Genomic DNA, 16,672 nt, shown 5'->3' with positions numbered 1-16,672 from the left:
AAATGCTGTCCCGTAAGCACTACAGCCATAGTACCGTTCCCTTTCCTGCCGACAGTGCCCGGCGGTACAGCTCGGCCGCACTAGCGATATCCTCCACCGCCATGCCCATCGGATTCAAGACGATGATTTCATCGTCCGACTCCCGGCCGGGCTTGCGTCCGATTAGAATTTCGCCTAGCTCGGCATGCAGCTGCTCCCGTGAGAACTTGCCCTCCAGCACCAGCTGGTTAATAATTTTCTTCTCCCGGTTCGATTGGTCCCAATCATCCACTATCACTTTGTCCGCCTGAATGAATACATCTTTATGCAAATCCATAATCGAAATATTGCTGACAAACGTCCCCTTAGCTAGCCATTCGTACGGAATATGCGGAGCAGATGCGACCGTAGCTGTAACGAGCACCTCTGCCTGACGGACCGCTTGCTCCGAAGTCTCTTCTACGATGACCTCGATGTGAACATAACGAAGCTGTATCTCTTCCGCCAGCCGTCCGGCGGCTTCCGGATTCAAGTCGAATAAGCGAACCGTCTTGATAGTGCCGAACTGCTCCAACAGGGATATAATCTGCATCTTTGCAATCAAGCCGCAGCCAATGACAGAGACAGCTTCGAAACCCTCCTTGGCCAAATGACGCGCTCCGATAACCGTAACCGCAGCAGTGCGCATACTGCTGATCAGACTTCCCTCCATGACGGCAACGGGGTAATTCGTCTCGGGATCGTTCAAAATGATTAATGCGCTTGCCCGCTCTTTATTCCGTTTCGCCGGGTTATCATGCTTGCTGCCGATCCATTTCAGTCCGCTGATCGCGGTTTCCCCTCCGACATAGGCGGGCATTGCAATAATCCGGTCGGCAATATGGCCGTTCTCTCCCGCTGCCCGCAAGTATGGCTTAAGCGGCTGCACATAATCTCCCGCGCTATGCAGTTCAAGCGCACGGCTAACTGCAGCAACATAAGGATCGGAATGAGCCCCTCCCAGCTCGATAAGATCCTGCTTGCTTAAATATAAAATTTGATGCTCCATCGTCGTTTCCAATTTACGATTCACTCCCTTTTCAGATTGGCTATTGAATGACTTCAACATGGTGCTGCGGCAAAGCATTAACCCATTTCTCGTCGTAAACGCTGTCCAAATAGCGTTCTCCGCGGTCTGGCAATATCGTGACGACGGAGGAAGAGGCCGGGATCGTCGGCAGCAGCCTTTGCAGCGCGGCAATAATTGAACCCGAGGAACCGCCAGCAAATATTCCTTCCCGCTCCATCAGCATCAGGCATCCGGCCACAGAATCCCGGTCGTCGACATGGATCACTTGATCGATTTCATCCGGCATGAACAATTCCGGCACCCGGTTCGCACCAATGCCCGGCAGCTCACGCTGGCGTGACGGTGTCCCGAAAATGATAGAGCCTACGGCGTCAACTGCAATAACCTTCACATTCGGATGCGCTTCCTTCACTCTTCTGGAAACGCCAAGTATGCTGCCCGTCGTGCTTACGGCACAGACGAGATAATCCAGCTTATCCCCCATCTGCTGGACGATTTCCTCGCCCGCACCATGGTAATGGGCCTGCCAGTTCAACGGATTCGCATACTGGTTGATCCAATAGGCGTTAGGGTCCTGCTCCGCTAGTTCCTTTACTCTGCTGATGCGGCTTTTTAAATAACTCCCTTGCTCATCGGGTGTTTTCACCATGTCCACGTTAGCACCCAAATACCGGATCAGCCGGAGATTGGTAGACGTTATCTTCGGATCGACAACACAAGTAAACTTCAATCCGTACCGTTTTGCAGCCATCGCAAGCCCAATTCCCAGATTACCCGAGGTACTTTCGATCAAGTGCGTGTTCGGCGTAATCGTTCCGTCCTTTAAGCCCTGCTCGATGATATACCGGGCGGGACGATCTTTCATGCTTCCGCCAGGGTTCATCATTTCGAGCTTGGCATATACCGCAGGTCCAGGCGCGGCGAAGAGGGCATTCAAGCGGACCAATGGCGTTTGACCGATACAATCGATAATGCCATCCACCGCTTCGGGCATTTTTTTCGCGAGATGCAATTTTTCCATGTGAACACACCAGCTTTCTTCCTGATAAATGGGTATTTTGCCGCTTTTTTCGCTAATTGATAATGATTATTGTTTTCATGAGCAAAATACATGCCCATTATGGAACTCCCAACTTCTTCCTGTCAAGCTCTTTTTTTTGTGGATATTTTTTCTTTTTTTCTAATTGACAATGATTATTATTGTTGATAATCTGTATCACGCAATCGCTTTCCATTTGGTTCAAAGGCAGGTGACATGACGATTACACAACTAGCATCCTGGCAAAAAAATGCTCGAATTTTGTGGGGAGGCCGATTTTTAACGAGTATGGGATTAACGGGAATCAGCCCTTTTATCCCCTTCTATCTGGAGAATATGAAGGCCGGAACGACTGCAGATATCCTGCTCTGGACCGGCCTCTCCCTCTCCGCTCCGGCAGTGTCCTACGCTTTGCTCACCCCCTTCTGGGGCAAGCTTGGCGATCGTTGGAGCCGGAAGTGGATGGTCGTTCGCGCCTTGCTTGGCCTAGCCTTAAGCATGTTTCTAATGGCTGTTGCGCAAACTCCGTTTCAGTTTTTTCTATTCCGGCTTTGCCAGGGAGCCTTCGGCGGCATCTCGGACGCCAGCAGCGCCTTTGTCGGAACCCATGCTCCGCATAAAGAGCAAGGGGTTGCATTAGGCAGGCTGGAGCGGGCGTCGGCCCTCGGTCTGCTTGCCGGCCCGTTGCTTGGCAGTCTATGCGTCAGCACTTGGGGCAGCCGTCCTCTGCTGTTTATTACGGCAGCATTGACGGGACTGCTTGGCGTGATCGCCGCATCCATTCTGACGGATAAAGACGAGAAGCGAACAAAAGCTTCGGCAATCAAAAGCACCGGCGTTATACCGGCCTTTCTATCCCTTGTCCGGCAGCCGCTCGTAAGACGGTTTGTCGCTGCAGGCATGCTGTTCAAGCTGGTCGATTTCTCCATATTCGCTATTTTCACACCGTTTATCAGGGAACTGTTCCACTCCCCTGCCAGCAGTGCAACGATTGTCGGATTGCTGCTCGCCGTGTCGTCTCTTGGCGAACTCATCGGTGCTCCGTGGTGGGGCAGAAGAAATGACCGGAACCGGCTTGAACGAAATCTCGTCATCGCAGGCGTGCTTTGCGCTCTATGCTTGGCGGCACAGACCGTTCCGTTAGGCATCGTATGGCTGCTTCTCATTCGCTTCCTGCAGGGCTTTTTCTACAGCGCTTTATTACAAACCGTAATGCTTGCCGTACTCCGCTCCTCCTCCAGCTCTGACCGGGGAGTCAGGGTCGGGGCAACGAACAGCCTGCTGATGATTGGCCAAATATCTGGCCCTACGATTGGACTGTATCTGGGTGCTCACTTGGGGATGTCATCCGTTTTCTTCGTCATGTGCGGCGTCATGATTGCAGCTTCATTGCTGTTCTGGCAGCTTCCTGTTCATGCGCAAAGGTCAAATGTTCAGCTGTCGTCTGAGTGACAATTTGAAAGGAGTCCCGCTATGCAATTAAATACCAAGCTAGATTCATCATCCCCGGCTGCAGATGCTGTCGTCAGATCGCAGCAGGAAAGTTTAAGCCGGTTATTAAACACGTACCTTCGGGAGAACGGTCAGCATTTTCCGGGCTACAGCAGTCCCTTGCGTCCCGAACTTACGCTCAAAGTTGTTCTGCCGCAATTGCAGAAGACGCTATACGGCTCTTTGCGGCATCATTCCGCTGGGGGGCATCATGTGTTTGGGGATTCGTTTTTCACCGAGGAACATGCACATGCAGAAGAGGTTGGCTTTGAAACGATTGTTAACCTGTTGCTGGATGAAGTGTCCTTCGCAGAGAAAGATCCCGAATCTCGGGAGCTGAAAAAGCTGGAGCTGCAAACACTGTTACTGAACAGTACGCGCCGGATGGAAGGGTATTTCCGTCATGCAAGCCAGCAGCCCTTGCCTGCACTTGATTTCCGATCTTGCGAGCAATCACTCTTAAGCGGACACCCGTTTCACCCAACGCCCAAGAGTCTGGAGGGCTTTAGTGAAACGGACAGCCGCGTCTATTCTCCCGAATACGGAACTGCGTTCTCGCTTTACGGCTTTGCTGTGGCGCAGGATTGCGTGGTCGAGGATTGGCTAATGGATTCCTTCAGCGAAGCAGATGCGAATTGGATTCCCGAGCCGATGAAAGCCGCTGCGCGCAGCAAGCTCTCGGACGAATATGCGGACTACGTCATCCTTCCTTGCCATCCGTGGCAAGCAAACTACTTGCTTTCGCTAGAATCCGTGCAGCAGTTAATCCATAATAAGCAGCTCATAGATTTGGGCTTGACTGGTCCGACTGTTTATCCCACCTCCTCGGTGCGAACCGTCTGGAGCCCCGAACAGCAATGCTTCTTCAAGCTGTCGCTCCATATCCGAATTACGAATTTCATTCGTGAGAACAACTACGAGCAGCTGCGGCGCACTCTGGATGCGGCTAAAGTCGTTCATGCGGTGAGAGAGCGGTATACAACTGAGCAGTTTCAGTTGCTGCTGGAGGAAGGCTACCGGACCGTTGGCATTCCTGGCGTAAGCTCTCTTAATGAAGATCTGTTGGCCAGCTTCTCGATGATTGTGAGAGAAGCACCGAAGGCATGCAGCTCCTCCGATCAGCCTCCCTATGTGCTCGCTTCACTGCTTGAAGTGCTTCCCGGCGAAGAAGAGCCGCTGCTGTTCCGGGCTGTCCGTGAAAGTCTGCCTGAGGGAGGGCCAGATCCAGATTGGATCGCATGGCTGCAACGCTATTTGCAATTGTCGATGCTGCCGATTCTTCGTCTCTATACAGAAACCGGAATCAGCCTTGAAGCTCATGTTCAGAACGCGATGCTGAGCTTGGACAAAGGGACGCCGGCCGTCTTTTATGTGCGGGATCTTGAGGGAATTAGTGTGAATGAAGAGATCGCAAGGCGTGAGAATTGGATGCAGCATCTCATTGAAGAGGATAGCCCTGTGCTGTATAGTGAGGCGGAATCCCGCCATCGTCTTAAGTATTATTTTTTCGTGAATCATCTTTGCCATCTGATCCAGCGGCTCGCCTTCCATTCAGGTCAAGCCGAACAGCCATTCTGGCACACGGTGAAGCTCACGCTGGAGCAAATGAAACAAGAATCCGATCGTTCAACTATGCAGAATTTGCTGGACGATTTGTTGAACAGTGACTATCTTCCTGCCAAAGCGAATTTGCTTAGCCGCTTTCACAAGCGTGGCGAGACACCGCTCTATGTCAACATTCCCAATCCGATTAAAAGCTGCTGAAAAGCTAGTCAAAAAAGAGATCTCCAAGGAGCAATGACATTGCTCCCTGAGACCTCTTTTCGACATGCCTGTTATAAATATTGTCTTTCGCCTGTATCAGCTGCTTTCGCTACCGCATCCAATAAATGATGAATGTCCACGGCAGCCTTGAAATCTGGCATTTGAGCAGTACCGTTCTGAATATCTTGGGCAAATCGCTGGTGGGCCGCGGCTACATTTACTAGAGGTCCGCCCTGTTGAGAGATGCTTGCCGGTACCCGGACGAAACTTTCCGGAACATGGAGCTCATCCAATGCTGCCAGCGGCTCTCCCTCAATCCGGCGGCCGCCTTTCAAGCTGTAAGGCCCCATCTGAATGCTGCCTTTCTGATTTTGAAGCACAAGAGTCCCCTTCTCCCCGCTAACCTCCAAGTACAATCCCGGATGCTGTGCGCCCCCTTGAATATGGACGCTAGCGACAGTTCCCCCCTCCAGCTTGCCCTGTATTAAAATTTGATCATCCGATGTTTTTTCCACTATTTCATCCGTACCGATAATCTTTGCTTGTTTATATTGATTCTCCATCATAGCGGATAGCTCTATGAATTGGCCTGCAATATAGGTGAGCGCATCCAGTGAATGTCCGCCGTAGATGGCTAGCAAATTGCCGCCTGCTGTTTTATCAAATACATATTTACTAGAGCCATAGCCAAATCCGCCCATTACCTCGGTATATGCCTTCAGATGAACAGACCGTATTTTACCGATATATCCATCTTCAATTAATTGCTTCATATATAGAACTTCAGAGGCCTGTCTTGCTTGCAAGCCAATAGCGGTTTGTACATCTCTAGCCTCCGCAAGCTGCTGCATCGCAATCGCTTCTGCGGTGCTGCTCCCCAACGGCCATTCACAATACACCGCTTTGCCTGCCGATATAGCGGCATGTACTGCATCGTAGTGTTCGCCAACCTTGACACTTACGACTACCATATCCACCTCGGGATGCTGCGCCATTTCGTTTGCATCTGCAAACGCGTGAGGTATACCGAATTCCAATGCGCTCTGCTCCGCGCTCTCTTTCCTGCTTGTGCTTACTGCAACTAGTTGCAGCTCCTTAAGCTCCTGAATAGCAGGAATATGCGTTTGCTTGGCCCATCCATTATTGACAGACCCTCCTATGATGCCAACACCGATTTGTTTGCCGGGTACGCTGCTCATTATGAAACCCTTCCTTCTATATAGTGTAAGCAACTAAAACTATAGCCCACCCTTTGCCCAAATGTAAGAAGGCAGTTTTTCTACAGCTGCTTTATAATTGTAAAGCGTTGGACGATGGATGCAATCATTTGTCCCTCTCTGGCCCGTTATGGTAGCATAGATCAAAAAAGAAATGCTCCAGGGAGGATGGCGCTATCTATGGATTCGACAATGGCATCGTGCGGGGATAATACAGCTTTGGCAAGGTCGGTTCTAAAAATTTTGGAAGGCAAATGGACCTTTCACGTTCTTGCACAATTGTCCAAGAAACAGCCGCTGCGCTTCAACGAGCTTAGAAGGCAGCTGGGTAACATGAATACAAAAGGATTAACAGATACGTTGAGGCATCTAGAAAAGAATGAAATTATCGACCGTGAAGTTTTCCCTACTGTTCCTGTTTCTGTACAATACTCTCTAACCCCAAAGGGACTGGAAATGCTGGTTGTTTTGGCTGCCATGAAACAGTGGGGACAGAAGTGGCTAAGTTAGGCACCGGCCGCTGCGAGATATTCCCCAAATACGAAATAAACGGGATGTAGTGATAAATCATCTGTCATGGTAAAATATATCAAACTTCGATTCATAAGGGGGGCTCCCATGGTAATTGAAACAGAGAGATTGCGGCTGAGAGAATTTATAACCAAGGATTCAGAAGCTATACATGAGTACGCATCCAATCCATTAGTCGTAAAGCACATGCTATGGGGACCCAACTCCATAGACGAGACCCAGAGTTACTTGAATACGGTCATAGAGATGCAAGAAAAGACGCCCCGCCAAGGCTTTGAGTTAGCCGTTATTCTGAAAGAAAGCGGCCAATTGATTGGCGGCAGCGGCATTCACATCTACAGCCCTGGAATCGGAGAATTGGGTTATTGCTTTCAGGATCATCACTGGGGACGAGGTTTTGCCTCAGAAGCTGCAAGCGCCCTGCTATCATTCGGCTTCGGCGAGCTTAAGCTTCATCGGATCTTCGCAACCTGCCGTCCAGACAATATCGGGTCTGCCAAAGTGATGCAAAAAATTGGCATGCGATACGAAGGACATCTTAGAGAGCATATGTGGCACAACAAAGACAACAGATGGGTGGACTCGCATCAATATTCTATTTTGGAACAGGACTACAAGCAGCCTCTTTGAAGCGCTGATTGATAACCTCGCGTTGCTACTCTCCCCTACTAAGCAACATACAGAACAAGGCTCTATTTGGATGCTATTGTCCCTCAAGCTGTCGAGAAAATCTCGGCAGCTTTTTAACACTTTTAGCCCTGATGGTTGTACCCGAACTAATCAAAATGTAAACATACAGGTTGTAAGTCGTGAAATCGACGATTTGTCGCATCAAAATGCAAATGTGCATGTTGGTTGGCTTAAATCGCTCCCTTAGAGCGAAAGCAGCCGATTTGAAATGTACTTTTGCATTTTGAGCGAGGTTTTGGAGCTTTTGATACTTATCAGCCTGCACTTTTGCATTTCGTTTCATGTTTTGCGCAGTGAGGCTAGCTATCCCAAAGAGCCGATACAACATCTCAACGGCAAAGCGCAATGCAATCGCAGCAGCCACATTTTAATTTCAAATAGATTGAAATCCAGTTGAGAAATCCGCAGTTTCTCTCCCCTCAAGCCACTCTAGCTCCATTTGGGCGCTATTGTCTTTTTTTATGAAATCAGTTATTCCTCTGTCACAAAAACATCCGCTCAATTGTCTTAGATAACATTAAGTCATTACATCACTTGGAGGAATCGATATGAACCTGCGAATGCATGCACACAAAGCGAATCCGGCTGCCTATCAAACGATGATGAAGCTGGAAGAGACAATCAAACAAATGAACGGTGACCCGATATTGTTTGAATTGGTTAAAATTCGTGCCTCACAAATAAACGGCTGTGCGTTTTGCGTAGATATGCACACGAAAGATTTGCGCAAATTAGGTGAAAGCGAAGAGCGGATGAGCCTGATTGTCGTGTGGCGTGAAACACCGTTATTTACAGAGAAGGAACGTGCGGCATTGGCGTTGACCGAAGCCGTTACTCAAATTTCCAAAGACGGCGTACCGCAAGAGCTGTACGACGAAGTGCGCAACCATTTTAGCGAAACGGAATTTATCTCGCTTATTATGGCGATTAATGTCATCAACAGCTGGAATCGCATCGCAATCTCTACCGGTATGTTCCCCGGCTGCTACGATAAATAATACGTTCGCGGCGCAATAAAACCACCCCTGACGGTCCATGTCAATAAGTGTACTTTCACTTAAAGACATGGGCCTACTGGTGGCTTTCTTGTCTGTGAATTGATAGGATGAATGTATCTTACTACGGAGGTTGATATGCCTGTGACGTCGAATGAAATGACGCAGGAAGTCGAACAGCTATACCGGGAGTTCAAGCCGCTGCTTACTTCTATTGCTTATAAAATGCTCGGTTCGATGGCAGAAGCCGAGGATGCGGTTCAAGACGTGTTCGTCACGATCAGCAAGAACGGCGCCAATACGATCTCGCATCCGAAAGCCTATCTCGTGAAGCTCGTTACGAATCGCGTTCTCAACGTCATGAAGGCTGCTCCGCGCAAAAGGGAAAGCTACCCCGGAGAGTGGCTTCCGGAGCCCGTTATCGAGCTTGGCTGGGAGGATGCTCCGCTTGAGCGGGTCATCCAGCATGAACAGCTCGGCTATGCCCTGCTCGTCCTGCTGCAAACCTGTACGCCACCGGAACGTGCCGTATTCGTTCTGCGAGAATCCTTCGGTTATGAATATGCCGATATTGCTGCCATGCTGGATAAGTCCGAAGCAGCCTGCCGGAAAATATTTAGCCGGGCCTCTGCAAAAATCGGCCAGTCTCAGCATGGGGAGAAGATCGCGTTGAACGAATCCATGGAAAAATTCGTGCAATCATTTTCCCAAGCGATCGATAGCGGACGATTCGAGCCCTTTATCCATTTGCTGACTGACGATGCAGTTCTGCTGAGCGATGGCGGAGGCGTCGTTCGTGCAGCAATCAATCCGATCGAAGGGCGCCAGCGGGTTGCAGCCTTCCTTACAGGAATCGCCGGAAAAGGCTCGCTGGCCGGAGAATGGATTCCCATATCGGTTAGCGGCCAGCGCGGGCTGCTGCTTCGACGTGAAGGAGCTCCAACGCTCGCTCTCGTTATGGAGCCGGATGCCGAATTCACTTCCATTCAAAACATCTATTTAATCGCAAATCCGGAGAAGCTTACCCGCATTACTCCATAAACGAACGCAAAAAAAGGAGCAGTCTGCACATGCAGCTGCTCCTTTCGTCTATCCTGTTATAAAACTATATTAAGCTTGATCCATCCATTGAAAATGGAAGCTTCCTTCACGGTCCAGACGCTGGAACGTATGCGCTCCGAAGTAATCACGCTGTGCTTGCAGCAAGTTAGCCGGCAGTCTCTCCGTACGATAGCTGTCGTAATACGCCAGCGCAGAAGCAAATGCAGGAACCGGAATACCGCGGGTAACGGCAACGGAAATGACATTTCTCCATGCATCCTGATATTGCTGCACGATGCCGCCGAAGTAATCGTCCAGGAACAGGTTTTTCAGTTCTGGATCACGGTCATAGGCGTCTTTAATATTTTGCAGGAAACCGGCGCGGATAATACATCCGCCGCGGAAAATCATCGCAATGCTGCCATAGTTCAAATTCCAGTTGTACGCGTCCGAAGCGGCGCGCATTTGCGCAAAGCCTTGTGCATAGGAAGCGATTTTGCTGGCGAAGAGCGCTTTGCGAACGGCTTCGATGAAGGCTTGTTTGTCACCGTCATAGCCGGCTGCTTCTGGTCCGCTCAGCTTCTTGCTGGCCGCTACCCGCTCTTCCTTCATTGCGGAGATAAACCGTGCGAATACGGACTCCGTAATAATTGACAGCGGCACGCCCAGATCGAGGGCGCTTTGGCTCGTCCATTTGCCCGTTCCTTTTTGCCCAGCGGAATCGAGAATGACGTCCACCATCGGTTTGCCGGTCTCCGGATCGGTTTTCGAGAAAATATCAGCTGTAATCTCGATCAAATAGCTGTCCAGCTCGCCATTATTCCATTCGGTGAAAATCGAATGCAGCTCTTCCGTGCTTACATTCAGCACATCCTTGAGCAAATGATAGGCCTCGCCAATCAGCTGCATATCGCCGTACTCGATGCCGTTATGCACCATTTTCACATAGTGCCCGGCTCCGCCTTCGCCGATATAAGTGGAGCAAGCATCGCCGTTTACTTTTGCGGATATAGCAGTAAGGATAGGCTCGACTAGCTCATAAGCGCTTCTTTGACCGCCTGGCATAATCGCAGGTCCTTTCAAAGCGCCCTCTTCGCCGCCCGATACGCCTGCGCCGATAAAGCGGAAGCCTTTGGCTGACAGCTCTTCGTTTCTTCTTTGCGTATCCGGGAAGTACGCGTTGCCGCCGTCGATCAGAATATCGCCTTGGCTAAGGTATGGAACAAGCTGATTGATCGTGTCATCCGTCGCTTGACCGGCTTTGACCATAATGAGGATTTTCCGCGGCGCTTCCAGCGATTGAACGAATTCCTCTACGCTGTACGCTCCGATAAAGTTTTTACCCTTGGCTTCCTCCAGAAGCTCATTCGTTTTCTCCGGGGAACGATTGTAAAGCGCAACTGAAAAGCCTTTGCTCTCGATATTTAAAGCGAGGTTTTTGCCCATGACGGCCAAGCCTACCACGCCGATTTGTTGTTTTGCCATTGTAACGGCCTCCCTTTCTCAATTGAACATTTATGATTAGTTCTGAGCTGTTTTTTTCCAATCGGCAGCGAATTTCTCCAGACCTTGATCAGTCAGCGGATGCTTGGAGATCTGCTCAATGACGGTGAACGGAATCGTCGCAATATGAGCGCCAGCCATTGCAACACGAGTTACATGATCCGGGTGACGGACCGAAGCAGCAATAATTTGTGCGTCCAGCTTATGCGTACGGAACAATTCCGCAACCTTCACGATCAATTGAACGCCATCCTCCGAAATATCATCCAGACGGCCTAGGAACGGCGATACGTAAGTGGCGCCTGCGCGAGCAGCCAGCAATGCCTGATTGACGGTGAAAATAAGCGTTACGTTCGTTTTCACGCCTTTTTCAGTCAGGTAACGGCAAGCCTCCAAACCAGCGAGTGTCATCGGCAGCTTGATCGTAATATTTTTATCGTAATTGTTGATTTTGATCAGCTCATTCGCTTGGGCGATCATCTCTTCAGCCGTAATCGCATCTGGCGTGACTTCTGCAGATACGGACTCGACCTCAGGTACTAACTTCAAAATCTCCTCAATGCGGTCCTCGAATTTCACGCCTTCCTTGGCAACCAGAGAAGGATTGGTCGTTACACCAGACAGTACGCCGATTTTATAAGCCTTTTTAATATCTTCCACATTTGCGGTATCGATAAAGAATTTCATGATTCATTACCTCCATTTATTGGTTGATATAATTGCTTAACTTGATTACAGCAGTTCTTTTGCCAGACGAACAACATTTTCCGTGGAGAATCCAAAGTATTCCAACACTTGGTTACCCGGACCGGAAGCGCCAAACGTATCGATCGACAGCACTTTGCCAGTTGGCCCCGCATAACGGTCCCAGCCTAGCGAGATGCCGGCTTCGATTGCAATCCGTTTCGTTACGGAGTCAGGAAGTACGCTTTGCTTGTAGGCAGCATCTTGACGATCAAACCGTTCCCGGCTTGGCATCGCTACGACACGTACGGAAAGGTTCTCTTGTTCCAACACCGCTTTGGCAGTCACTGCCAGTGATACTTCCGAGCCTGTTCCGATCAGGATGAGGTCTGGTTTATCATTCGTTTCGGTCAAAATATATGCACCTTTGGCGACAGTATCGACATTGCCCTTCGTTTCTTCATAAATAGGCAGGTTCTGTCTGCTAAGCACCAGTGCTACCGGGCCTTCCTTCTGCTGCAGCGCGTAAGCCCATGCACTTGCCGTTTCATTCGCGTCAGTTGGCCGAATGACCGTCAGTCCTGGAATCGTACGAAGTGCGGCCAAATGCTCAACCGGCTCATGCGTAGGTCCATCTTCGCCCACCGCGATGGAATCATGCGTAAAGACGTATGTGACAGGCAGTTTTTGCAGAGCTGCAAGACGAATCGACGGGCGCAAGTAGTCGCTGAATACGAAGAATGTGCTGACGAATGGTTTGACTCCGCCATGAAGCGCCATGCCGTTGCCAGCCGCACCCATCGCATGCTCGCGAACGCCGAAGTATACATTTCGCCCGGAGTAGGATTCCACAGCAAAGGTTGACTCGCCTTTAATATCCGTCATTGTAGAATGCGACAGATCGGCGCTGCCTCCGAAAATCGAAGGAACAGTTTTCACATAATGGTTGATGGCTTCGCCGCTGGCAACCCGTGTAGAAATCGTTTTGGAGCTATCGAAAGTCAGAATGTCCGAAGCGTCAATCGTTACGGTTCCTTCAATGACTTGCTTCAGTTCCTCGCCCTGGGCCGGATGTTGCGCCGTATAGGCAGCAACCAAGCCATTCCACTCCGCCTCTTTGGCTGCACCTTTTTGCTTGAGCTGCTCGAAATGTGCTTTTACCTCACCCGGAACAGTAAACTCTTCTTCAAACTTCCAGCCGTATACGTCCTTTGTTGCTTTTGCTTCTTCCTTGCCCAGCGGATTGCCATGCACCTTGTTCGTTCCCGCTGCCTTGCTGCCGTAGCCGATGATCGTACGAACCTCGATAAGCGTCGGCTGTGAATCATGCTGCTTAGCAGCGGCAATAGCCTTGGCGATTTGTGCGACATCATTGCCGTCTTCCACCCGCAAATAGTGCCAATTCGCCGATTCTGCCCGCTTCTGAATATTTTCACCAAAGGAAAGGTTCAGATCGCCATCCAGCGAAATATCGTTGGAATCATAAAGCACAACTAATTTGCCCAGCTTCATATGCCCTGCCATCGACATCGCTTCGTATGAAATGCCTTCCATTAAGCAGCCGTCTCCGACTAAAGCGTACGTATAGTGATCCACAACCGGGAATCCATCCTGATTGTACTTCGAAGCCAGATGAGCCTCCGCCATTGCCATACCGACCGCCATTGCAAGTCCTTGGCCAAGCGGCCCCGTAGTTGCGTCAACGCCATCTGTATGACCGTATTCCGGATGACCCGGCGTCTTGCTGTTCAGCTTGCGGAATTGCTTCAGATCGTCAAGTGATACTTGATAGCCTGACAAATGCAGCAGACTGTACAGCAGTGCAGATCCGTGACCTGCGGATAAAACGAAACGATCGCGGTTAAACCAAGTGGAGTGGCCCGGATTATGGTTCAAAAATTGGGACCACAGCGCGTAAGCCATCGGCGCAGCTCCCATTGGCAGTCCCGGGTGACCGGAGTTCGCCGCGTTGATGGAGTCGATCGACAATGTACGAATCGTATCGATCGCTAATTGATCAATGGTTTGTGTTGTAGGCATATTGTTCTCCTTCTTTCTGTTGAGTTTCGACTTCAGTTTCAGGCTTGGTATCGAACCACCAATGGTAGCCATCCGCTGCAAGCAGTGCATCAGCTTCGGCAGGTCCGTAAGAACCGGCTTCGTAAGGACGAAGAGGAACTAAGTTTTCTTCGAAAGCTTCCAGCACCGGCTGCACCCATTGCCAAGCGAGCTCTACTTCGTCCCAATGCGCGAAGAAGGTGGGATCTCCGTGCAAAGAGTCGAATATCAGGTTCTCGTAAGCTTCTGGAGCATCCTCCTGCCCTGCAAACAGATCAATTTGAACAGGCTTGAACTGGCCTTTATTTTTCGCGTCCTTCGTATTGATTTGCAGCGTAATGCCTTCATTAGGACTAATCTCGAAGATGAGAAGATTCGGTACCGTCCCTTTCTTATGCTCCGAGGAAGGATGCTGCAGCGGTTCTTTGAATTCAATGACGATCCGCGTCGTCTTTTCCTTCATTCTTTTGCCGGTCCGGATATAGAAAGGAACGCCGCGCCAGAAGAAATCATCAATTTGCAGTCGAGCCGCAATAAACGTATCATTCATGGAGCTCGCATCAATTCCAGGCTCCGACGTATAGCCGACAACCGGTTGACCATTAATGCTGCCTGCTCTGTACTGGCCGCGAACGACGCTGGTTGCGACATCCTGCTTCTGCAGCGTCTCCACCGCCTCCATTACCATTTTCTTCTTAAAGCGCACTTTCTCGGACGTACTGATATGCGGGAGTTGAACGGCAAGCACCATCAGCATTTGCAGCATATGGTTCTGGAACATATCCCGGACAGCACCGGCTTGATCATAATAACCCGCCCGTTCTTCAACACCCACCGTTTCACTCGCTGTAATCTGCACATTGGCAATATAACGATTGCTCCACAAGGCTTGAATAACCGGGTTTTCCTGCTGCAAAGCCTCAAGGCGCTGTACCATCGGCTTGCCGAGATAATGGTCGATACGGAACACTTCTTCTTCGGCAAAGGATTTGCTGAGCTTCTCATTTAAGTCGCGGGCAGACTGCAAATCATGTCCAAAAGGCTTCTCGATGACGAGGCGCTTCCAGCCGTCTGCCGAGCCTAAACCGCTTTGCTGAATCCGTTCGGCGATCGTCTCGAAAAACTCAGGACCAACCGACAAATAGAACAAGCGGTTTGGCGCTGCCTGAAGCTCGGCTTCCCTTTGCTCGATCCGGTTCAGCAGCTTCTCATAATCGTCTACATGTCCGATATCCAGCACATTGTAGCGGAATGCGCTTGAGAAACGTTTGATTAACAGCTCGTCGCTCGCTTCCCGTCTAGAGAAATCACGAAGTGACTGCTCGACGTTCGCCTGAAACGTTTCGTCCGTCAATGTTCTTCTTCCGAGACCAAACACGGTGAAGGATTGCGGCAGCTTTCCATCGAGAAATAAATTATATAGAGCAGGGTAAATTTTTCGTTTCGCTAAATCCCCTGTTGCACCAAACAATACAAATGTAGTTGCTTCCATGTTCAATCTCCTTTCAACAGAGCAAATATAGATTTCTTGCTGTGACAAGCTCTGGTTTCTTTTTCTTAATTCCACTATAATACGTTTATAAGCTATACAAGTAATTAATATATTTCACAGGAGCTATAGACCACGTCTATGAACAACAATTATGAGCTATACAAAGTTTTTTATTGGGCAGCCAAAACAGGCAGTTTAACGCAAGCGGCCAAAGCGCTGTATCTCACTCAGCCAAGCGTCAGTCATGCCATCAAGCAGCTTGAAGAAAGCTTTGGGATCACGTTGTTTTACCGCAATTCCAAAGGCGTTTCGCTCACACAAGAAGGCGTCGTCCTCTATTCCTACATTGAGAAATCACAAATTCTCATTTCACTTGCGGAAGAGAAAATGGCTGCGCTGAAAAATCTGGACAGCGGCGAACTGCGCATTGGCGGCAGCGATTCGTTGTTCAAGCATTATTTGCTGCCGTATTTAGAAGAATTTCATCAGAAGTATCCCGGCATTAAGCTGCATTTGAATCACGGAACGACACCGGAAATTATCTCGTTTCTGAAAGAAGGCCGCATCGATTTGGGCGTCGTTCGGATGCCCATTGTCGACTCCCAGCTTGAAGTGCGCGAAAGCATTCAGCTGCAGGATTGTTTTGTGGCAGGCGCCCGCTATGCCGAGCTTAAAGATACTGTCTTATCGCTGGACTCATTGCTGGAGCATCCCGTTATATTGTTCTCCCGGAACAGCCGGGCAAGGATGGCAATTACAGAGCTGTTCCAAAGCTATGGCTATACGCTGAAGCCTGAAATCGAAGTAGGAAGCGTGGATCTGCTGATTGAATTTGCTCGCAGAGGACTCGGCATCTCCTATGTAACGAGAGAATTTGTCTCGAAGGAGCTGGAGGAAGGCTCACTCTTCGAAATCCATCTGGACGTGCCGCTGCCTCCCTCCCATGTCGGAATTATGATCATGCGCAATATGCCGCTTACCAATGCAGCAAGCAAATTCATTGAGCTTGTGCGCTAATCGGCCGTTTATCAGTCTATCAAGCAAACAGACAAGATGACCTAGAAGGAGCGCCATATCACGTATGGCACTCCTTTTAAGTCCTATAAATTTACGATATTC

The 16,672-nt window shown here is 49.8% G+C and carries 14 protein-coding genes; 7 read left to right on the top strand and 7 right to left on the bottom strand.

Annotation, left to right across the window (positions count from 1 at the left end; genetic code table 11):
* Positions 1-19: 19 nt before the first annotated feature.
* Both sbnB and sbnA read right to left on the bottom strand, forming a co-directional pair.
* Positions 20-1,027 (bottom strand): 2,3-diaminopropionate biosynthesis protein SbnB, encoded by a 1,008-nt coding sequence (sbnB, locus tag IEX98_RS11905; RefSeq protein ID WP_188889827.1) that lies wholly within the window; start codon positions 1,025-1,027, stop codon positions 20-22.
* A 40-nt stretch (positions 1,028-1,067) separates the two neighbouring features.
* Positions 1,068-2,069, bottom strand: a complete 1,002-nt coding sequence (sbnA, locus tag IEX98_RS11900) for a 2,3-diaminopropionate biosynthesis protein SbnA (RefSeq protein WP_229692122.1) — start codon at positions 2,067-2,069, stop codon at positions 1,068-1,070.
* Positions 2,070-2,303: 234 nt separating this feature from the next.
* Between sbnA and IEX98_RS11895 the strand changes: the two genes are divergently transcribed.
* On the top strand, positions 2,304-3,539 hold the full coding sequence (locus IEX98_RS11895; protein WP_188889425.1) for an MFS transporter: 1,236 nt from the start codon (positions 2,304-2,306) through the stop codon (positions 3,537-3,539).
* 21 nt (positions 3,540-3,560) lie between these two features.
* Complete coding sequence (locus IEX98_RS11890; RefSeq protein WP_188889424.1) at positions 3,561-5,342, top strand: IucA/IucC family protein; 1,782 nt, start codon at positions 3,561-3,563, stop codon at positions 5,340-5,342.
* A 71-nt stretch (positions 5,343-5,413) separates the two neighbouring features.
* On the opposite strand, the gene IEX98_RS11885 is transcribed toward IEX98_RS11890, so the two are convergent.
* Positions 5,414-6,541: a Gfo/Idh/MocA family protein gene (locus tag IEX98_RS11885; protein ID WP_188889423.1), complete on the bottom strand. Its 1,128-nt coding sequence runs from the start codon at positions 6,539-6,541 to the stop codon at positions 5,414-5,416.
* A gap of 198 nt (positions 6,542-6,739) precedes the next feature.
* Here IEX98_RS11885 and IEX98_RS11880 point away from each other — a divergent pair, with 198 nt between their 5' ends.
* The 4 genes from IEX98_RS11880 (at position 6,740) to IEX98_RS11865 (ending at position 9,816) form a co-directional block, all read left to right on the top strand.
* Positions 6,740-7,069 carry a winged helix-turn-helix transcriptional regulator gene (locus IEX98_RS11880; protein ID WP_229692121.1) on the top strand — a complete coding sequence of 110 codons (330 nt, stop codon included), beginning with the start codon at positions 6,740-6,742 and terminating at the stop codon, positions 7,067-7,069.
* 108 nt (positions 7,070-7,177) lie between these two features.
* Entirely contained in the window at positions 7,178-7,720 is a 543-nt protein-coding gene (locus IEX98_RS11875; protein WP_188889422.1) for a GNAT family N-acetyltransferase, read from the top strand.
* A 608-nt stretch (positions 7,721-8,328) separates the two neighbouring features.
* Positions 8,329-8,778: a carboxymuconolactone decarboxylase family protein gene (locus IEX98_RS11870; RefSeq protein ID WP_188889421.1), complete on the top strand. Its 450-nt coding sequence runs from the start codon at positions 8,329-8,331 to the stop codon at positions 8,776-8,778.
* 141 nt (positions 8,779-8,919) lie between these two features.
* Positions 8,920-9,816 (top strand): sigma-70 family RNA polymerase sigma factor, encoded by an 897-nt coding sequence (locus IEX98_RS11865; protein ID WP_188889420.1) that lies wholly within the window; start codon positions 8,920-8,922, stop codon positions 9,814-9,816.
* 69 nt (positions 9,817-9,885) lie between these two features.
* Here the strand turns inward: IEX98_RS11865 and gndA are convergent, their stop codons facing one another.
* Genes gndA through zwf form a run of 4 tightly spaced genes read right to left on the bottom strand, consistent with a single transcriptional unit; the run spans position 9,886 to position 15,553 of the window.
* Positions 9,886-11,301 (bottom strand): NADP-dependent phosphogluconate dehydrogenase, encoded by a 1,416-nt coding sequence (gene gndA / locus IEX98_RS11860; RefSeq protein WP_188889419.1) that lies wholly within the window; start codon positions 11,299-11,301, stop codon positions 9,886-9,888.
* Between the two features lie 36 nt (positions 11,302-11,337).
* Complete coding sequence (gene fsa, locus IEX98_RS11855; protein ID WP_188889418.1) at positions 11,338-12,006, bottom strand: fructose-6-phosphate aldolase; 669 nt, start codon at positions 12,004-12,006, stop codon at positions 11,338-11,340.
* A 45-nt stretch (positions 12,007-12,051) separates the two neighbouring features.
* The gene (tkt, locus tag IEX98_RS11850) at positions 12,052-14,043 is read right to left on the bottom strand and encodes a transketolase (protein ID WP_188889417.1); all 1,992 of its coding nucleotides are present in this window, start codon (positions 14,041-14,043) and stop codon (positions 12,052-12,054) included.
* The gene (zwf, locus tag IEX98_RS11845) at positions 14,021-15,553 is read right to left on the bottom strand and encodes a glucose-6-phosphate dehydrogenase (protein WP_188889416.1); all 1,533 of its coding nucleotides are present in this window, start codon (positions 15,551-15,553) and stop codon (positions 14,021-14,023) included. The genes tkt and zwf overlap by 23 nt, the downstream gene beginning before the upstream one ends.
* Before the next feature lie 138 nt (positions 15,554-15,691).
* Here zwf and IEX98_RS11840 point away from each other — a divergent pair, with 138 nt between their 5' ends.
* Positions 15,692-16,570, top strand: a complete 879-nt coding sequence (locus IEX98_RS11840) for a LysR family transcriptional regulator (protein WP_188889415.1) — start codon at positions 15,692-15,694, stop codon at positions 16,568-16,570.
* The last annotated feature ends 102 nt before the right edge of the window (positions 16,571-16,672 follow it).

It is taken from the genome of Paenibacillus radicis (ex Gao et al. 2016) (assembly GCF_014641555.1).
GTDB classification, from domain to species: domain Bacteria; phylum Bacillota; class Bacilli; order Paenibacillales; family Paenibacillaceae; genus Pristimantibacillus; species Pristimantibacillus radicis.
This window is presented reverse-complemented; position numbering and strand designations above follow the sequence as displayed.